This is a genomic window from Barrientosiimonas humi, assembly GCF_006716095.1.
In the GTDB taxonomy this organism is placed as follows: domain Bacteria; phylum Actinomycetota; class Actinomycetes; order Actinomycetales; family Dermatophilaceae; genus Barrientosiimonas; species Barrientosiimonas humi.
The window spans coordinates 2,534,029-2,549,879 of sequence record NZ_VFOK01000001.1; the positions used below are offsets into that span (position 1 = coordinate 2,534,029).

Annotated in this window: 15 protein-coding genes; 6 read left to right on the top strand and 9 right to left on the bottom strand. The window is 63.3% G+C overall.

The genetic code is table 11. The features are described from left to right. The first annotated feature begins 2 nt into the window (after positions 1–2). Together FB554_RS11875 and FB554_RS17170 are read left to right on the top strand one after the other, a co-directional pair. Positions 3–818, top strand: a complete 816-nt coding sequence (locus FB554_RS11875; RefSeq protein WP_142006335.1) for a hypothetical protein — start codon at positions 3–5, stop codon at positions 816–818. A 121-nt stretch (positions 819–939) separates the two neighbouring features. Next, entirely contained in the window at positions 940–1,089 is a 150-nt protein-coding gene (locus FB554_RS17170; RefSeq protein WP_170206864.1) for a hypothetical protein, read from the top strand. On the opposite strand, the gene FB554_RS11880 is transcribed toward FB554_RS17170, so the two are convergent. Genes FB554_RS11880 through FB554_RS17390 form a run of 4 tightly spaced genes read right to left on the bottom strand, consistent with a single transcriptional unit; the run spans position 1,080 to position 6,619 of the window. Continuing rightward, positions 1,080–2,801 carry a UvrD-helicase domain-containing protein gene (locus FB554_RS11880; protein WP_142006337.1) on the bottom strand — a complete coding sequence of 574 codons (1,722 nt, stop codon included), beginning with the start codon at positions 2,799–2,801 and terminating at the stop codon, positions 1,080–1,082. The two genes, FB554_RS17170 and FB554_RS11880, sit on opposite strands and share 10 nt — an antisense overlap. Further along, complete coding sequence (locus FB554_RS11885) at positions 2,798–4,690, bottom strand: ATP-dependent nuclease (RefSeq protein ID WP_142006339.1); 1,893 nt, start codon at positions 4,688–4,690, stop codon at positions 2,798–2,800. Before FB554_RS11885 ends, FB554_RS11880 begins: the two co-directional genes overlap by 4 nt. Then, complete coding sequence (locus FB554_RS11890; protein ID WP_142006341.1) at positions 4,687–5,853, bottom strand: AAA family ATPase; 1,167 nt, start codon at positions 5,851–5,853, stop codon at positions 4,687–4,689. The genes FB554_RS11885 and FB554_RS11890 overlap by 4 nt, the downstream gene beginning before the upstream one ends. Then, entirely contained in the window at positions 5,843–6,619 is a 777-nt protein-coding gene (locus FB554_RS17390; RefSeq protein WP_211344590.1) for a DUF6414 family protein, read from the bottom strand. The genes FB554_RS11890 and FB554_RS17390 overlap by 11 nt, the downstream gene beginning before the upstream one ends. Before the next feature lie 1,474 nt (positions 6,620–8,093). Here FB554_RS17390 and FB554_RS11900 point away from each other — a divergent pair. After that, complete coding sequence (locus tag FB554_RS11900; RefSeq protein WP_142006343.1) at positions 8,094–8,294, top strand: hypothetical protein; 201 nt, start codon at positions 8,094–8,096, stop codon at positions 8,292–8,294. A 158-nt stretch (positions 8,295–8,452) separates the two neighbouring features. Here FB554_RS11900 and FB554_RS17175 read toward each other — a convergent pair whose 3' ends face one another. Beyond that, on the bottom strand, positions 8,453–8,695 hold the full coding sequence (locus FB554_RS17175; RefSeq protein WP_170206865.1) for a hypothetical protein: 243 nt from the start codon (positions 8,693–8,695) through the stop codon (positions 8,453–8,455). Between the two features lie 916 nt (positions 8,696–9,611). Continuing rightward, positions 9,612–9,929 carry a hypothetical protein gene (locus FB554_RS11905; protein ID WP_142006345.1) on the bottom strand — a complete coding sequence of 106 codons (318 nt, stop codon included), beginning with the start codon at positions 9,927–9,929 and terminating at the stop codon, positions 9,612–9,614. A gap of 923 nt (positions 9,930–10,852) precedes the next feature. Between FB554_RS11905 and FB554_RS11910 the strand changes: the two genes are divergently transcribed. The 3 genes from FB554_RS11910 (at position 10,853) to FB554_RS11920 (ending at position 13,586) form a co-directional block, all read left to right on the top strand. Further along, on the top strand, positions 10,853–11,653 hold the full coding sequence (locus FB554_RS11910) for a helix-turn-helix transcriptional regulator (protein ID WP_420809471.1): 801 nt from the start codon (positions 10,853–10,855) through the stop codon (positions 11,651–11,653). A 126-nt stretch (positions 11,654–11,779) separates the two neighbouring features. After that, positions 11,780–12,433: a DUF6308 family protein gene (locus FB554_RS11915; protein ID WP_211344591.1), complete on the top strand. Its 654-nt coding sequence runs from the start codon at positions 11,780–11,782 to the stop codon at positions 12,431–12,433. Between the two features lie 277 nt (positions 12,434–12,710). Next, the gene (locus tag FB554_RS11920) at positions 12,711–13,586 is read left to right on the top strand and encodes an ATP-grasp domain-containing protein (protein ID WP_211344592.1); all 876 of its coding nucleotides are present in this window, start codon (positions 12,711–12,713) and stop codon (positions 13,584–13,586) included. A gap of 49 nt (positions 13,587–13,635) precedes the next feature. Here the strand turns inward: FB554_RS11920 and FB554_RS11925 are convergent, their stop codons facing one another. The 3 genes from FB554_RS11925 to FB554_RS11935 all read right to left on the bottom strand — a co-directional run bounded on the left by FB554_RS11925 (position 13,636) and on the right by FB554_RS11935 (position 15,683). Beyond that, positions 13,636–14,208 carry a hypothetical protein gene (locus FB554_RS11925; protein WP_142006351.1) on the bottom strand — a complete coding sequence of 191 codons (573 nt, stop codon included), beginning with the start codon at positions 14,206–14,208 and terminating at the stop codon, positions 13,636–13,638. A 222-nt stretch (positions 14,209–14,430) separates the two neighbouring features. Then, a complete protein-coding gene (locus tag FB554_RS11930; RefSeq protein ID WP_211344593.1) occupies positions 14,431–14,859 on the bottom strand; it encodes a hypothetical protein in 429 nt (142 codons plus the stop codon). A gap of 182 nt (positions 14,860–15,041) precedes the next feature. Continuing rightward, positions 15,042–15,683 carry a DUF6338 family protein gene (locus FB554_RS11935; protein WP_142006353.1) on the bottom strand — a complete coding sequence of 214 codons (642 nt, stop codon included), beginning with the start codon at positions 15,681–15,683 and terminating at the stop codon, positions 15,042–15,044. Positions 15,684–15,851 lie beyond the last annotated feature (168 nt).

Genomic DNA, 15,851 nt, shown 5'->3' on the forward strand with positions numbered 1-15,851 from the left:
GCATGAAGGTGCTCACCGACACTCAAGTTCGCATCCTCAGTTTCGTGCATTGTTGCGAACTTGGCGGGGACAACCCCACGCAACGTCAGTTGGAAGCGTGGATCAAGTTGCCCTCTCCTCAGCGAAGCGGCGTACTTGCAGTTTTAGACTCGATGCACGAATCGTTCAATCGTGCAACTTGCGGGCACGCCGCAGAGCCACATGTACAGCACGCGCTAAAGTGCGATTGGCTCGTGAATCGAGGAGGAAAGCTCGCACTTACGCCGACCGGGCGAGCACTACTAAAAGGAAGTGAAAAGCTTCTCAACCAGATCGACTCGTCCGAAGTGGTGGTTCTTGACGCCACCGACCCCCTCGCATATACGAAACTCATCGGCACGCTTGCATCCTACGGACATGGGATGCTCGTCGACCCCTACCTTGGCCTCGAGGATCTCGATAGGATCGTGCAAGGAACCTCGCTCGAGCGAATAGTTGTTAGCTCCGCCAAGAGCCAGCAGAAGGTTCGTGCCATGGCGGCGGCATACCTTAGCGACCTCGACAACAACCGGGCGGTTGAATTGAGACAATCGTCAGACGTCCACGACCGTGTCGTCGTCACTGATGACAGCAAAGTGTTCACACTGGGAACGTCGCTCAACGGCATCGGGAAGAAGACGACCATCCTGTCCCCAGTCCCCGAACCCGCAGCAACTTCCCTCGCAAAGCACTACGCCTGCCTGTGGCAGAATGCAGACCCGGTCAAACTGCCACACGCAGCGGACGATGACTTAACTGACGGCGTCGAGCCGGCACACGTCGTTAGAGATATCCAGTGAGGTTTCTCACCAGCAGATCGCCCCGGGTAGGTGAATTGTGGCCGACTGGCCCTACCGAGACCGCCGCCGCCGAGGCGGTCGGCGCCAGCCGGGCCACCGTTTGAGCCATCGACGAGCGGGAATGGACCCATCGCCGATTGTCACCCGCGCGATGGAAGAACTGGCGACGACGACGAACCTCCGCGAGGAGGGGTGGTCGTACCGGCAGATCGGCAACCACTTCGGGATCTCGGCGCAGGCTGTGTTCGAGCGACTCGGTCGTCACTCCTGAACGCCCGCGGAGGGTTGGTACAGCGGTAGCGCGTCGTAGGGGCGCACGATGGCCACACGATGTCTGGCTCGGGTGATGCCGACACGAAGGAGTCGTCGACTCGCGGGGTGTGGGTGCTGCTCGCGGCGATCGAAGAATGATCCTCGGTACTGGCCCTCGACGAGCACGACACCGTCGAACTCCTTGCCTTTGGACTTGTGGATGGTCATCAGCAGCACGCCGCTGGGCTCGCGTTCGTTCGCTACAACACGGCCGACCTCGAGTGTGCGCCGGACGATGGTCCGCGCGTCCCCGTAGCGTCCGTGTTCGGACCACTGGGCAGCGAGTCTCCCTCCGATCTCGCCGGTCGCCCGGAACATCCGTACGAATCGAGCTGCGGTCGCGATCTCTGTGAGGGTGGCGTTTCCTTCGATGACCCGTCGGGCCGCGAGCCAGTCAGCCGTGGCGTCGCCGTTGTAGCCTATGTTGTCGGAGAACGCATCGAGCATGGCTTTGGCTGCAGCGGGGCGAGGCATGCCTCCTGCCCGGATCGCTGCAGCCGCCCCGCGGTACTTCTTCGCGTCGGCGGCCGCAGACTTGCTTGGATTCTCGGCGTACTTCATGTCGTAGAAGTGAGCAACAGCTTCGAGGGCTATCGCGACCCCGTCGGTCTTGCCGTGTTGTGGCCATTCCAGGATCGCGGCGACTACTCCTGCTGCGGCGGCGGTCAGTTGTGCGTCCCACACGACATGATGTTCGATCGGCTTCAGCGCGGCCGTGTTGTAGGTGTGCTCGGCGCTCAGCATTGCTGAGATATCGCCGACGAAAGGGTTGGATCTGGCGAGGACCGCAACGGTAGGCGAGGCGACGCCTTGCTTTCTGAGCTGGCTGAGCATCCACAGAACATGGGCATGCACTGTCGCGTCACGGTTCCACGGGTAGTACGACGAAACCTTGACGTCGCCGGTGACCGGCGGTGGCGAGTTGGACAGAACCGCGTCAGCGAACTGCAACACACCTGCGTTCGGGCTTCGGTGGTTATCGCCTCCCAAGTCGAATTCGCTGGGGCTGATGAGGCTTCTGAGCTGCTCCAGCCGGCGAGGGTCGATGGCGTCCTGGTATTCGAAGATGCGCTGGTCGGGATCAGCCAAGGTGATGAGGAGGCTCGCCTTGGCGAGCTCTTGGACTAGTGCCCACTGCGAGTCGTCGGTGTCCTGGAACTCATCCAGGATGACGATCGGATGGATATCCGAGACAAGTTCGCGCACGCACACCGACCGCTGCAGAAGACCGGCGGTACTGGCGGCGAACATTGAGAAGGCGTAGCACCCTTCGTCGTCGGCGAGGCGCCGCAGTTCCTCGTCCCAGTCGCCGTCGTGCTCCGCGCGGGCGAGTCGTTCCGGTCCTGGGTAGATGATCCGCGCGGGGGTTCCTGTGAGGAGTCGACCGTGGCTCCTCAGGAGGTTGAGGCAGAACGCGTGATAGGTCATGACGGTGATGGCCTTGCGTTCGCTGGAGCTGAGAACGTCGTTGCAGCGAAGGAGTACCTGGCGTACGGCTGCACGCGAGAAACTCAGGAACAGGATCTCCTGCCCCGGCTTGAGCGTGGGAAGGAGCCGCTGTGCCTTGAGGAGCGCCAGCGTGGTCTTGCCGGATCCGGGTCCACCGGTTACGACGATCGACCCTTCCTGGTCGAGTGCCGACTTGGCAGCTGCCGAGAGGGTGAATGTCATGGCCCCTCGACGCTGTCAGCCTCTACCTCAGTGCCTAGTTCTACCTCTCCCTGCTCGCGGTTCGGTTCCTCATCGGTCGCGTCATCGTTATCGATCACGGGGGTGACTCGGATCAGTTGGTTGATCCGGTCGAGCACGTCGACGACGAAGGCGGGCAGTTCGCTGCGATCCTGGCATTGCTCGATGAGGGTTGCGGCGTATCCCCAGGCGTCGCCCTTGCGGGCTTTGAGGACTTTGCGGGCGATGTCGGGGAGTTTCTCGTCTCCCTCGGTGGCGTCGTATCCCGCAGCATGGACCGGGTAGTCATCCCTGGTCACGACCTCGTCGAGGAAGCGGCGCAGTACCTCGACTGGAACCTGGGAGACGAGGATGTTCTCGATGCCCTCCTCGGCGGACTCCCAGGTCTCTTCGAATGCTGCAAGGCTGGTCAGGTCGTCCCCGGTGAAGGGGGTGGTTTGCTTGTCGTACATACAGAACGGTGTCTTGCCGAGGGCGCGGAAGGGCGGTCCCCAGCGCGGAATGTCCTTGTCTCCGCTGGCGGTGAAGATGGAAACGCCTGCGAGGTCTAGATGGGTGTAGTCGCTCTCTGTCTCCTCGAGGATCGATGAGGCGACTGGCAGGACAGAGGCCTCGGTCTCCCCTTCAACGACGAGTACGGCTCGGCTGAGGATGGCCTCGGAGAACTGGCGTCGCTGCGCGCGATAGTTCTTGAGCTTGACACCTGCCGGGTCGATCGGCGTGCCGAGTAGGTGGCCGGCAGGGTCACGGTCGAGCATCACGATGTCTTCGGGATCGAATTGCTCAATGACGTAGGGCGAGTGAGACGTCACGATGGTCTGTCCCATCTCGCGGCGTACGAACCGCGTCACTCGCCGCTGGGTGTGCGGCGGCAGTGCGATCTCGGGCTCCTCCATCGCAAACACCACCGACTTGTTGCCCTTGAGCTGGGCGATCATCGTCAGCAGCGCGAACACCAGAAGGTTGATTGATCCGGTGCCTTGCCGGGAGAACGGCACGGGGTGGTCGCTCGGGCCGGTCGCGACGAAGAGGCGCACTACCTCCCGTAGGTGCTCGCGAGTGAGGTCGGAGGCGAAGAAGGCCGTGGATTCCTCCCCAGGTGCGAGATTGACGAAGGTCCCCAGCCGATCTCTGATCTGCGTGCGCATGTCTGCAAGATCGGGAACGTCACCGACCGCGGGATCAAGATCACGCATCTGGCGGAGCGTGTCCATCCACATCTCGGCCGATCCGTCGCCGCTGAGCCTGAGCACCGTGTCGAGAAGTGAACCACGCTGGAGACCAAGTGCCCGTGAACCAGTGCGAAGCGCACGCAGGAACACGAATCCACACAAGCGCTTATGTACACGCGTGAAACGGTCGCGGCCTCCGCCGAGTGAGGCAGCGACCTCGTCTTCAAGATCGGCAGGGTCCTCGACTGGATGGTCGAAGAACGTGTCGGCCTCGAAGTCATCCTCCTCCGGGTCGTAGCGCCCCCTGAACAAGATGGGAAGCGCCCAGGTGGTGCCGTCGTCATCAGCCTGGTCGGCCGCACCCTCGGCCTCGTCGATGAACTCGCACGTGTCTTCGTTCCAGCGGCGGAGGTGGCCGCCGAAGCGCCGCAGGGCCTCGTCGGAGAGCTCGGTGAGCACTACGCGGATGGTGATCGGGAGCGGCTGTCCGTCCTTGACATAGCGGGAGTCATGGAAGTCGTGCTCGTCGATGGCCGGGCGCCTGCTGAGGCGTTCGGGCCCGAGCGCCAGGTCCAGTGCCTCGCAGATCGTCGACTTGCCCACGTTGTTGCCGCCGACGAGCAGCGTGTTGCGGCGGAAGCACACACACCCCGCTTCCACCCCACGGAAGTTCTCGATCTCGAGCTGTCTGACCCTCATGCCGCCGGCTCCTGATTACCTGACGCGGAGTTGTTCGCCGATTCGTTTAGCACCGCACGGACAAGATGAAGGGACATCAGCTCATCCGTCAGTTTTCCAAGCTTGCGAACGTTGCCTGACTGGCTCGCTAGGGGGTACAACAAGGCCTTGATTCCACTCGCGTCCAGATACTCGCGCTCATCAGCCTCTAGTTTTGAGAAGCGGTTGTCGACGAGCCGATCGATAACCTGACGCACCTCGTCCGTGGAGAGCGGTTTGAACTGAACCAAGGCATCAAATCGGGAGTAGAGGGCGTCGCCGAGCACCTTGCGAATCTCGTCTTCGCTCGCGTAGTTCGATGTGCAGATGATCAGCGACGGACCCAACTGGGCGCTGTAGTTCTTGTCCTCGAAAACTCCGCCATCGAAGAGTTGATAGAAGGCACTGTGAAACACCGCATTCGCCTTGTCGAACTCGTCGATCAGGATGACACCCGACTCACGGTCGAGCAGATCGCGCGCGAAGGAAGCCTCTGAGTGGGCGCCACCGAAGACGTACGACGCGAACTTGTCGTTGTGGAACATAGAGAACTGCTTGCGCAGGAGCGTGCCGCCAAGTAGGTCGTTGGCGAACTGTGCTGTCTCAGTTTTGCCGACCCCTGACGGGCCGTAGAACATCAGCACCACGGGTTTAGTGCGCCGGTTGGTGGTCAACGGGTACAGCGCGGCAAGCAGTTGCTCTTTCACCGCGGCCTGACCAACCAGGTGGTCAGCGAACCCGTCGCGGAACCGAACGAGAGTGTCCCGAGTGACCATCGGATACTGGTACCGCTCGACCTTCACCGAGAAGGTCCGCTCCAAGTGTGCCTGGACATGTGCAGGCGGGTTATGCAGGTGCAACTGCTTGGGGCTGATCGAGTGGATCAGCCCGGCGAAGTTCGTAATGACGTGTTCGTTCAGGCTGGCATAGTCGTTTGACTCCATCACCACCCGGTTGGGCCTGGGCCGCGCCTCCTCGGGCTCGGACAACTCCTGGCCCTCAACTGAGTGGATATGGCGGCGGCTGGCTTCGTCACGCTCATAGACGATTTCAAGGAGGCTGGGCGTCTCCTTCTTCTTGCCGATCTGCTCCTTGAACCACGACAGCGGTCCAAAGTAGATCGTGACCGCGGTGCTACTCGCCATACTCAACCCCTGCGAGTACGACGTCATACACGTCAAGCAGATCATTGCCCGGCTGCGCGGCGGCACCATCGACCAGTTCGGCAGCTGTCGGCAGGGTTGATGTCTCCGTCTCCGTCGACATCTCGGCCTCCATGCCAAGTCCCCGTTCCGTTGTGTGACCTACGTGGACGGCATGGAAGACAAGCCGCATACGACCCAGATCGGTGAGTCCATAGTTGTTGCGAAATGCCGCGATGTTGAACCTCAGGACGTGCTTAACGTCGTCGTCGGCCTCACCGAGCAGCTCGTAGTACCCCTTCGCGCCAGCGAGTGCCTCATCAAGCCGTGCAAGGTCGATCCCCTGGTCTTCGGTCTTGGCAATAATCATGTACGGAGTGAACATCTTCATGTATGCCATCGAGTCTCCGGGTGCCGTTACTCGAAGCCCACGGAGCTGCCGCACACGATGGTCGTCGGCAGACTTCGCCAAGTAGTCGGTGAGGATCGTGTTGGACAGCGTCTTGCTGAGCATGCTCTGTCCCGTCCGCGAGGCCTCAACGCCGGTCCCGGCCCCAGCCGACCCACCGATGAACGGCAGCCAGCTGAGCTTCGCCGCTACCTTCGCTTCGACCTCTGCGTGCACGTTGTTCGCTCGCTGCCGGACATCCTCTGCGGTCGTTACCGCTTTACCTCCTGCGGAGATGTCGAGGTAGTCCGACGCGGACTGCTCGTCGAAGTAGACCACCTTGATCAGGTCGCCGTTCCCGTGATCTGTATCCGTAGCCATCAGTGCTCCCCTCGTGCACCGAGTCCGAAGAACCGGTCAAAGAACCTTGTCAATGCCTCGATCACAGTCTGCTCTTTGTCTCCGTGGCCACCACCGGCCGCGAGTTGTGAGCTGCGTACTTCATCTGATTCCCCATTTTACCATTGTTCGAACGGTTGTACTATAGACGAAGTCAGAAGTCGTGCAGCTCTGCGAGCGACGACATCGACGACCCTCAGCATGTCAGAGGGCACTGACAGCCGCCGCGGGTCCGCGCCGTTTGCCCCACCCTCGACCACATGGCGAGCACACCCGTAGAGCACCAGGTCCCGGACGAGATTGGCTACCTCGGCGGCATCCGCCGCCACCGACGACGCCGGCGGCCACGGCTCCTCGCAAGGGCCGTGGCATACAGACCTGGCGGTACGCTCGCGCTGGAGGCGCCTTCCCGACACACGGGGCCCGAGGAACGGTCCTGACCACGCCGAGGGCGACGGCGCGCACGACCTGCGTCAGATGCGGTGTGTTTCGTGGATGTACGGGACTGACGTATCGGACCGCCAGTTCGACCTCCTGCAGTGGATTGCGGAGGACTGTCCGCCTGGCCGCTGGCCTGCCGCGGACTACTCGTACAAGACGACGTCCGTCGCCCTTGCCAACCGCGGACTGGTCCGGCCGCGAGTTCGCGGAGGCGCTGCGTGCTCATTTGGCGAAGGCCCTTACGAATCCGTTGTCTCTCCTGGCGCGTGCGTCCAGCCTTGCCTCAGGTCGAGGGTAACGGCCTCGTCTTCGAACTCGTCGCCTGAGCCATAGAGCAGGAAGGCGCGTGGATCACACGTGATGTTGCACGCGACTGCACGACCGTCCTCATCGGCAGCTTTCCCGGTGAACAGCAATGCTCCTTCCGGAGGCAGCGTGACGTCGACGGTGCGCCTCCAGGATCCCCACGCCAGAGTGACGTGGTGGGATTCGTCGCAATGCGCCGCAGCTGGGCGCAGCTTGAGCCACACAGCCCCCTCGTATGGAGCCGGCCAGCGGATAGCATGAACCCTCGCAGGTCCAGCGTTGTGCGACTTCCAGGGATCCCAGCCTGACCGCCATAGGTTCCGGATGTTCACGGCGACCCAGCCTTGACCGTCGTAGAGCCAGTCCAAGTGGTCAGCACGCTCAAGCGGCGGCAGCACCTCGCCCCGCTCGTACCGTGACAGCTGCGCATGGGAGAGATACAGCCGTGCGTGTTCGGCAGTCTGGCGGTGCGCCAGCTTCCGCAGGCCAAGTCGCCCTCGCAGTGCCCGCAGGCCAGCGCCGAACTCGGCGGTCGACGAGACCACGAACGCGGGTTCAGGGGCTGGCATCTCACGGTGTCTCTCTTGTGTCTCGTCACGGTTCACGCGCTACGAGTGCCCGCAGACTGGATGCAACGCTACCAGCGGCGGCAACAACCGGTTGGAAGGAGCTGGCGAATCCCGACCGAGACCGAGAGGAGGTGAAGGCGATGGGCAACAAGGAGGGCGAGCGCTTCAGCATTGGCGGCGACGAGACACTCACGGTCAACCCGACAGACAATCCCGACGTTGAAGGTGGCTGGTATCAGACCACAACGAACAGTCAGGGAGACAAGTCGACCGCGGTATACGACCGAGACGGAAACATGCCGTCTGGATCGAAGATGGGCGACAACGACAGTTACCAGTGATCTGTCGCAAGGATAACACCCCTCCATGTGAATGGAGGGGTGTTATTTGTGTGGATATCAAGTATCTCTCCTGACCGATTAAGCGGCGCCTGTCGAGCGAACCGCTCCACACAGGCTCATTTTACCGGAACCTGACGCACGTAGCAAGAAACGTCGCCCTATCCGATCTCACGGAGCGCATCAACGAGTTTCGCTCGCATGGCGGCCACATAGGGTGCAGACGCGGGTGAGGCATCCTCGATGTCATTCAGTTGATCATCGACATCTCGAAGCACTCTCTCAGCGTTCCGCTTACGTTCCTCGCGGTATCTCTCGTTTAGATCTGCCAGGTCGGCATCGTACCGCTCTTGAAGAGATAGTTGCTGGTCGCCATTCTCGATATTCAGTTCGTGCTCATGCATGACTTGCGATTTCCTTGAGGCTCTTAACCTCGCTAAGTTCTTATGTCACAAGTATATCATATGCTAAAAAGAAGGCTGAATGCGAACCAGATGAGAAAGATGATGGCCGCTATGCCCAAGATTAGGAAGAATAGAAACTTTAGGGCTGCCCAGATGAGCGGCCAGAGGCCGATGATCAAGAGGGTTGCGCAGGTGGCGAGGGCGATCAGTGTCACCCATAATAGATCGCGCTTCTGAAGCTCGATCGCCCAAGCGTACAGTCGTGATCGAACCGCGATAGCGGCTCGCTTACGGACGGACACTAGGGTCGTCGCCTATCTCGGGCAGCGCCAACGCGTGGTCACCTGCTCTGGTCACGTAGTCCTCAAGTTCGATAAGACCATTCGAGAGAGCGATGTCTGTAAGGAGATCGCGACCGTTCGACTGTGTCCTAGCGACAAGCGGCTCCAAGAGCCTGGCAAGACGAGGATCCGATTCTTCCCACGCTGCTCGGGCGAACCGAGCTGTCATTGCTGCTTGCTCAATGGCGGCTTTGTCGCCAGCGGCGACGTTTCCGCGAGCAATCTCTCGCGCCGCGGCAGCCGCAGCGGCTTCGCTATCCAAGCGTATACCTGTATCGTGTTCCTGGTGCGCACGTGGAGCGCTTCTCTCGCGCCGCTTTCGCTTCATCGTCCCTACAGCCCTCGCAGGTATCGGTCTCGTAGACGTCGGACGATGGCATCATCGGTCGCGTTTTCTGTGGCACGGATTACGCGAGCCGCACCATTCACTTCCGCAACCACCGTCTTGGCAATGTCGTCCATCCGTCGCATCCGTTGCCTGTTCTCAAGAGATGCCTGGACGCTCGAGAGCGTTTCGCCTATGTCTCGCTTCTGAGAACTCCCGGTGCGGGATATCTCGCCACCCACGCAATACCTCAGATCTGGTCGATGATCCCACGCGCTCCTCTTTCGAGTGCGCGCCTACCAAGCTCCCCAAGGTACGGGTCGTCGCCGACGATGTCATCGACGGCCTCAACGGTCTGCTTGATGACCGCTACGCCATACACTGTGCGCTGGCCCTTATTCTCCTGCTCGATCAGTCTCCGCCGATGGTCCTTCCTTTGCTGGGCGGCTTGGCGCGCAGCATCGACGCGCACTTTGCGCTCCACGGCACGTCGTTCCCTGTTCTCTCCCCAGCTCGATGACTCAGCAGGAAGATTGTCTCGCCCAGGTATCGACAGTTCACTGCTCACGGTTGCCTCTCTTACGCTCGGCGTATAGCGAACCTAGTCGTTCTCGTTCGTAGCGCTTGCGTTCTTGTCGCGCCCGCCACGCAGTCTCGGCGGCAGATCGCAACTCACGCTCGACCAAAGTTTCGGCGAGTCTGGCCTCGGCTTCCGCCCGTCGCGCCGATGCGCGCGCGAACTCGACATCGTTCGCGTTCCTTCCTGGCCGTGGGCCCGGCGACGAACCGATTACCGTCTGATCGGGCGAAGGCACTACACCTTCCTCCCGCATTCAGAGCAATGCCGGGTGTTGTCGTTCCAGACCTCGATTTCTGACCCACAGCAAGACGAAAGACCATCAGACATCTGGACTCCTCAGGTGATAGTAGTTACTCGTTCGGTGATGTATTATGGGCATCGGCCAGGCTGTAGTCAGGGGCTGTCCAACCGCGCTGAGCTGAACCACACCTGTCGCGGCCTGTCGGCGTCGTGAGCGAAGTGGAGAGTTGGGATACCCGCGCCGACCGTCAAGATTGGTGTCTTGGTCGTTCTGCAGAGCCGGGAGGTAAAGGGACTCGTGCCGCCAACACACCGCTGGGCTTGGCCACATGACCCTTGATGCCCCCTGAGCACCACGGGGCTTCTGCGGCGAGGCCCTTCGGGCGCAGGCGTGGGCCGTCCGCGGTACGCGAGGTGGTTCCTGTGTGCTCGCCATTGGACTCCCCTCCTCCCCCGCGCTCAGTGCAAGTGTGCCCGTCGATCGGTGCCGGCCGGGCGTTGCTTCCAAACGAACGCGGACGGAAGGTTTGCTCCTGGGGGCGGCGGTCCCGAGGTGACCGGCCGAACGCCTAGCTTCAGGTCATCAGCAGACCACAGTGCGGACAGATTCCACGAAGCCACCATTCAGGCGACCTTGACCGTGCCACGGTAACCAGGTGGGTTACGGGGAGGTGGGCACCCGGATGCGTGAGCTCCGCGCGAACGACGGGTGGCGCCAGCAGGACGTTGCGGAGCGGCTGGGGTTGTCGCGGAGCGCACTGGCGAACATTGAGGCCGGGCGTGAGCGGCCGAGCCAACGCGTACTGGACGCGATCACCATGGAGTTTCCCGAGTGGGCGCCCTATCTGTCCGATTCGCGCGAGGCCGACGGCGCCCAACTGCATGGCGGGCCGTTCGTACTCGAGGACTTGACGATCGCGTACATCTTCGAGGAAGCGCGGTCGCCGAGCGAGATTGTGGAAGTCCGGACGGTCCGAAGCACGCGTGCCGGTGCGAGCGGCTACGTCCTGTCCTCGTGCCGCACAGATCCAGCAGGCGGGACTTCCCCTGATGTCGAGTACAGCGTCGTCACCGAGATGCTCTGGGGTGGCTACCTCGTCGATGACCAGCTCGTGGAGGAAGGCGGCGCAGTCGAGCACCGCCGGGTCGTCCACTTCGGCAAGCAGTTGCGCCGCGGTGAGCGCCATTCGTTTGCCATCCGGTCATGGACCGAGCGCGATTCCGAGCCGGGCACCTGCATCCTGGTCGACTACTCGGTCCCGGTAGGGCGTGTCGGTATCCACCTCACGTGCCACGGCCGTCCCCAGCTCGCGCGTGCCTGGGCGTTCGGTCCGCGTGTGGACGACGCGGAACTTCCGGCCGACTCGGATGATGTCACGCCCGTTGAGATCACCGTTGGGGGTACCGCGACGCTCGTCCTCGAGCAACCGGAACTCGAACGGAACTACGGCCTCGCATGGGAGTGGCGGTGAACGCGCTGTCTGAGGTTCAGGAAGCGACAGTCATGGACCACCGTGCACGCAGAGGACGGTGCGGGCTGACCGAACGCAGCCACGAGCCCATCCGAGGCGCCACCGGCGATGCGAGGAGATGGTGAGATGCCTTCGCGCTACCCGGGTATCACGCTGACCGAGAGTCTGTCGCCCGGAGGCGAGAACCTCGCCCTCCGGCGTCTACAGGAGTACTTCGCCCCGCCGCCCGAAGGTAAGGGCTACACCGGGCGCCACTTCGACACTTGGGACCCATCAGGTACCGCAGCCGAGAGCGCAGACACGTTCACGGCGGACGACCTGATCGCCGTCACCTTCCTGTCGGTGAGCGTGCCCGCTCATGCTGCGATCGGAATCCTCGGTGATCAGCGCGATGACCTGTCGGAGTTGCTCCGCCAAATCGGAGCCGACCGGGACCTCGTCGACATCGACGAGCCGTTCGATGCCGACGCTCCGGCGGAGCGCCTCAACCGAGCGCTCCGGCGGTTCGACGGAGTCGGCCCGACCGTCGCCAGCAAGCTCATGGCGCGTAAGCTGCCGCGGCTCATCCCGATCTACGACTCGGTGATCAACGAGCACGTGCTGGGCGGATCAGGCGAGCAATGGGAGCCGCTGCGCCAGGCACTACGCGCCGACCAGCGCGCGCTGCACCGCCACCTGCTTGAGCTCCACCAGGAAGCTGGCCTCGATGAGCGCATCAGCGCGCTGCGGGTCTTCGACGTGCTTGCGTGGATGGACGGCAAGGCAGCGGCCGGTCGCTAGGCGCTTGCGCCGTCACGTGATCAGTCATGGGCTGCCTCGAAACGAGCCTCTCCGGCGTCCGCGAGACAGGTCGTGGAACTCCACGCATCCCACGGGCTCGGCATGTGGATCGCGCGACGACCCGTGTCCTCGGGCCGTACCCTCGTCGGACGTGGGGCATGGGGCATGTGAGTCGGGAACGGCGTCGAGGGGCGGGCTGGACAGGACGGCGGCACGTCCGCTCAAGCCGCAGGTCGGCCACGCCGGGAGTGCCCATAGTGAGGGCAGGACGACCACGGTGCTCGTCACGGGAGCCGAGACGCCGGCGGGCCGGGAGGTGCTCCGGCAGTTATGTGAACTGGGCTGTGTCTCCGTCGCGGTCAACCGCCGCACCCGCACCCCGGCGCGCGGCGCTGCCGGCACCAGGATCTCGGCGGTGGCGGGTCCGCTGCGACCGTCCGACCCGGGCTGGATACCGCACCTCCAGCAGCTGGTCGCCGAGCACCACGTCGACCTGATCATCCCGACCGGGTCGGACGAGTTGCCAGCGCTCGCGGCTGCCCGGACCGTGTTCGGGCCAGGCGTTGCGATCGCCCTACCGGCTGATGCCGGCGCGCTCGTAATCAGCCATGACCACCTGTTCAGCTGCTGGCACCTCTACCGGCACGGCGTCGCCGTGCCGAAGTTCGCGGTTCCCTCGACGTTCGGCGTCCTCGGCGAGGAGCTGCGGCCGCTCGGCGTCCCGGTCGTACTCAAGCGCCGGGTAACCCAGGGCGGTTATGAGATGCGCGTGATGTCGTCCGACGAGGCAGCCAGGTGGGCTGCGCGGGACGACAGCTGGATCGTGCAGGAGTACGTCCCGGGTGTCGAGTACACAGTCGTCGTCTGGCAGCCGGTGTCGGAGTGGTTCCACGAGCCGGTCGTGGTCACGCTCCGGCGTGCGAAGGACGGGCACTTCCAGCGCGCACCCGAGGACCGCGATGTCGACGAGCTCGCTGGCCGCGCCGTACGCGCCCTCGGGCTCACCGGGCCCGTCTGCCTGCGGATCCGTCGCCGGACGGACGGGACCCCGCTGGTGATCAGCGTTGCGCCGCGGGTGACCGAGCACCTGCGCTACGTGCCCGAGATTCTCGAACGCATCGTATGGATCCACCGCCAGCGGCCGACGCCGTAGTCACGCGGCTGTCATTAACCGAGGTGGCTCGCGCGGGAATGCGCTTCGCTCATGCCGAAGCGGCGTCGATGGCCACACCGAGATCGGCGTAGGACACCGCACCGCCTGCCAGCGTCTCGACGGTGCGGAGACCGAGCGACGCGTACCCGCACGCTTCAAGCGCCCGACGAGGAACGACATAGAACCGCCACTGCGACACGTCAAGCGGGTCGTACGCGTCATGCTCCCGAGCCGTTTGCAGCGCGAACACGTAGACGTCGGCATTGAACGTCTTGGTCTGCGCGTACCCCTCTCGCGGCGACCAGGTCTTCGCCATCAGGCCGCTGAAGGCGATCGTTGACGGCTTGGCCTGGTCCCATACCTGCAGGTAGCCGGCCGACTTCACCTCGACGCGAACACCCGCCGGCGTGAGGACATCGAACGCATCCCACTCGACGCGACGGCCGGTAGCACCTACGGCCTTGGCCACGAGGAACTCCGCCAGGTAGCCGCGAACGTTGTTGGTGCGCAGGTCACCCATCGCAAACGCCCAGAAATCCCGCACCGTTGCGTTGGTCCCGGCGAGCTCCTCATCACCGGTGAGGGGCTCCACTGCGCTCGCCTGGATCCACTCGTTCTCCACGACGTCAGTCTCCACGACAAGAGCGCTACGAGCGCGGCATACGCAAGGATCTGGCAGCGCTCCGACCGCGGAAAGCTGTCAGCCGAATCGGGCGAGAAGTCGACCGCGCCACGCTATTGAGCGTTCGCTCCGGCAATTTGCCCGAGTGTCGGCCTCTACCCGGGAGCGCGAGCTCTGCTGTCAGCGGAGGGCGAAGCCGGGCGTGCTTCAGCCATGACGAAGTCAGTCGCGTTCGACCAGCAGCCGTTCGATCGCAGCGAGGTCGCTATCCCACGACCGGCGGAGTCGTCCGCGAGACGTCGAGTCGAGGTCGGCCGGCTTGATGATCACCAAACGAATGCCGTGGGCGGGAATCTGCTCATCGCGGCGCGCGTCGTAGATCGCTCTCTGCAGCCCTCGGTGGACGCCACTCACAGTGAGCCGGTCGGGCTTGTCGAAGTGCCGAACCGGATGGTCGTGCTGCCACTCGCGGTACTCCACGACGAGGTTGGCGCGCGGCCAATACGCATCCACCGGCAGCCGCGCGGCACGTCCGTTGGCGTTGGGGTCGCCGAGCAGCCAGTCGAACCGGTATTGGCGAAGCGCGCGCTCCTTGAGGACGACGTCGCAGAGGTCGAGCACGTAGTGCTCGTCGCGTCCCTGCTTCGACATGGTCCCGAGGCTAGCAACGAGAGTGTGCGCCTCCGCTCCTGGCAAATGACCGGGAGGCTCGAGCGGTGTCGCCGGTGCCAAGCGCGTTAGACCTGAGCCCGCTTGTACATGCGTGACCCGCGGGCATGCAAGTACTCGCTGTCGACCGGCCCTTGAGGAGGGTGAGTTGCTCGCCGGCTGAGCTACGCGAGTGGGTATTGCACGAGGATCGTCTCGATGTCCGTGCCAGCGACCACGAGCCGCTGCCACGCGACGTCGACGGCCTGCAGCGACTCATCGTCGTTTCCGATCCAGAGCGGGGCGGCAAGTACGAGCTCGCGGTCGTCAAGTTCGTAGGCCTTGGTGTACTCCGCAAGCGTCCCGAGCACGATCGTCCCGCTCTGGAGCCGGATTCGCAGGACGGGCGCCTGCTCGGTCGGGTTGTCTGATCTGAATACCTTCTCCCACGCAGGCTTCGGGATCAACGGTGGGTCAGCAGGTCTGGAACGCCAGTACCAGCCGACGGCAAGCCCTGTTGAGATGCTCACGAAGAGCACCAGTCCGACAAGCAGTTGCCAGAAGTTGCTGCGGGCGAACTCGGCGTCCAGCCCAACAGCGGCTCGTGGGCCCGCTACCACGGAGTCCGGCAGCACCTCGTCAAGTGCTGCCAACGCCACGAACGCGACACCGCTGCACACGAGCGAGGTCAGTACGACACGGGCGAGCTCTCGAAACGGCGATTCCCCCACTCGTGCGTGATGGCGATGCCGGAGATGGTCGAGTACGAGACCGGGCGCGACCAGGACGACGAAGAAGACGACGCCCCAGAAGCTGCTGGGAAGCATCGGCTAGGCACTGCTGTCAGTGGCGGGCGGAGGTGGAGGTGGCTCTGGTGCGAAGACCTCGATCCGCATGACAGGTGCTGGCACCGGCGGCGGGACCGGAAACGAATCTAGGCCGCGATTCTCACGCGCGGACGCGGTGAGTGACTCTTGAGGGCGTTCCTTGTCTGG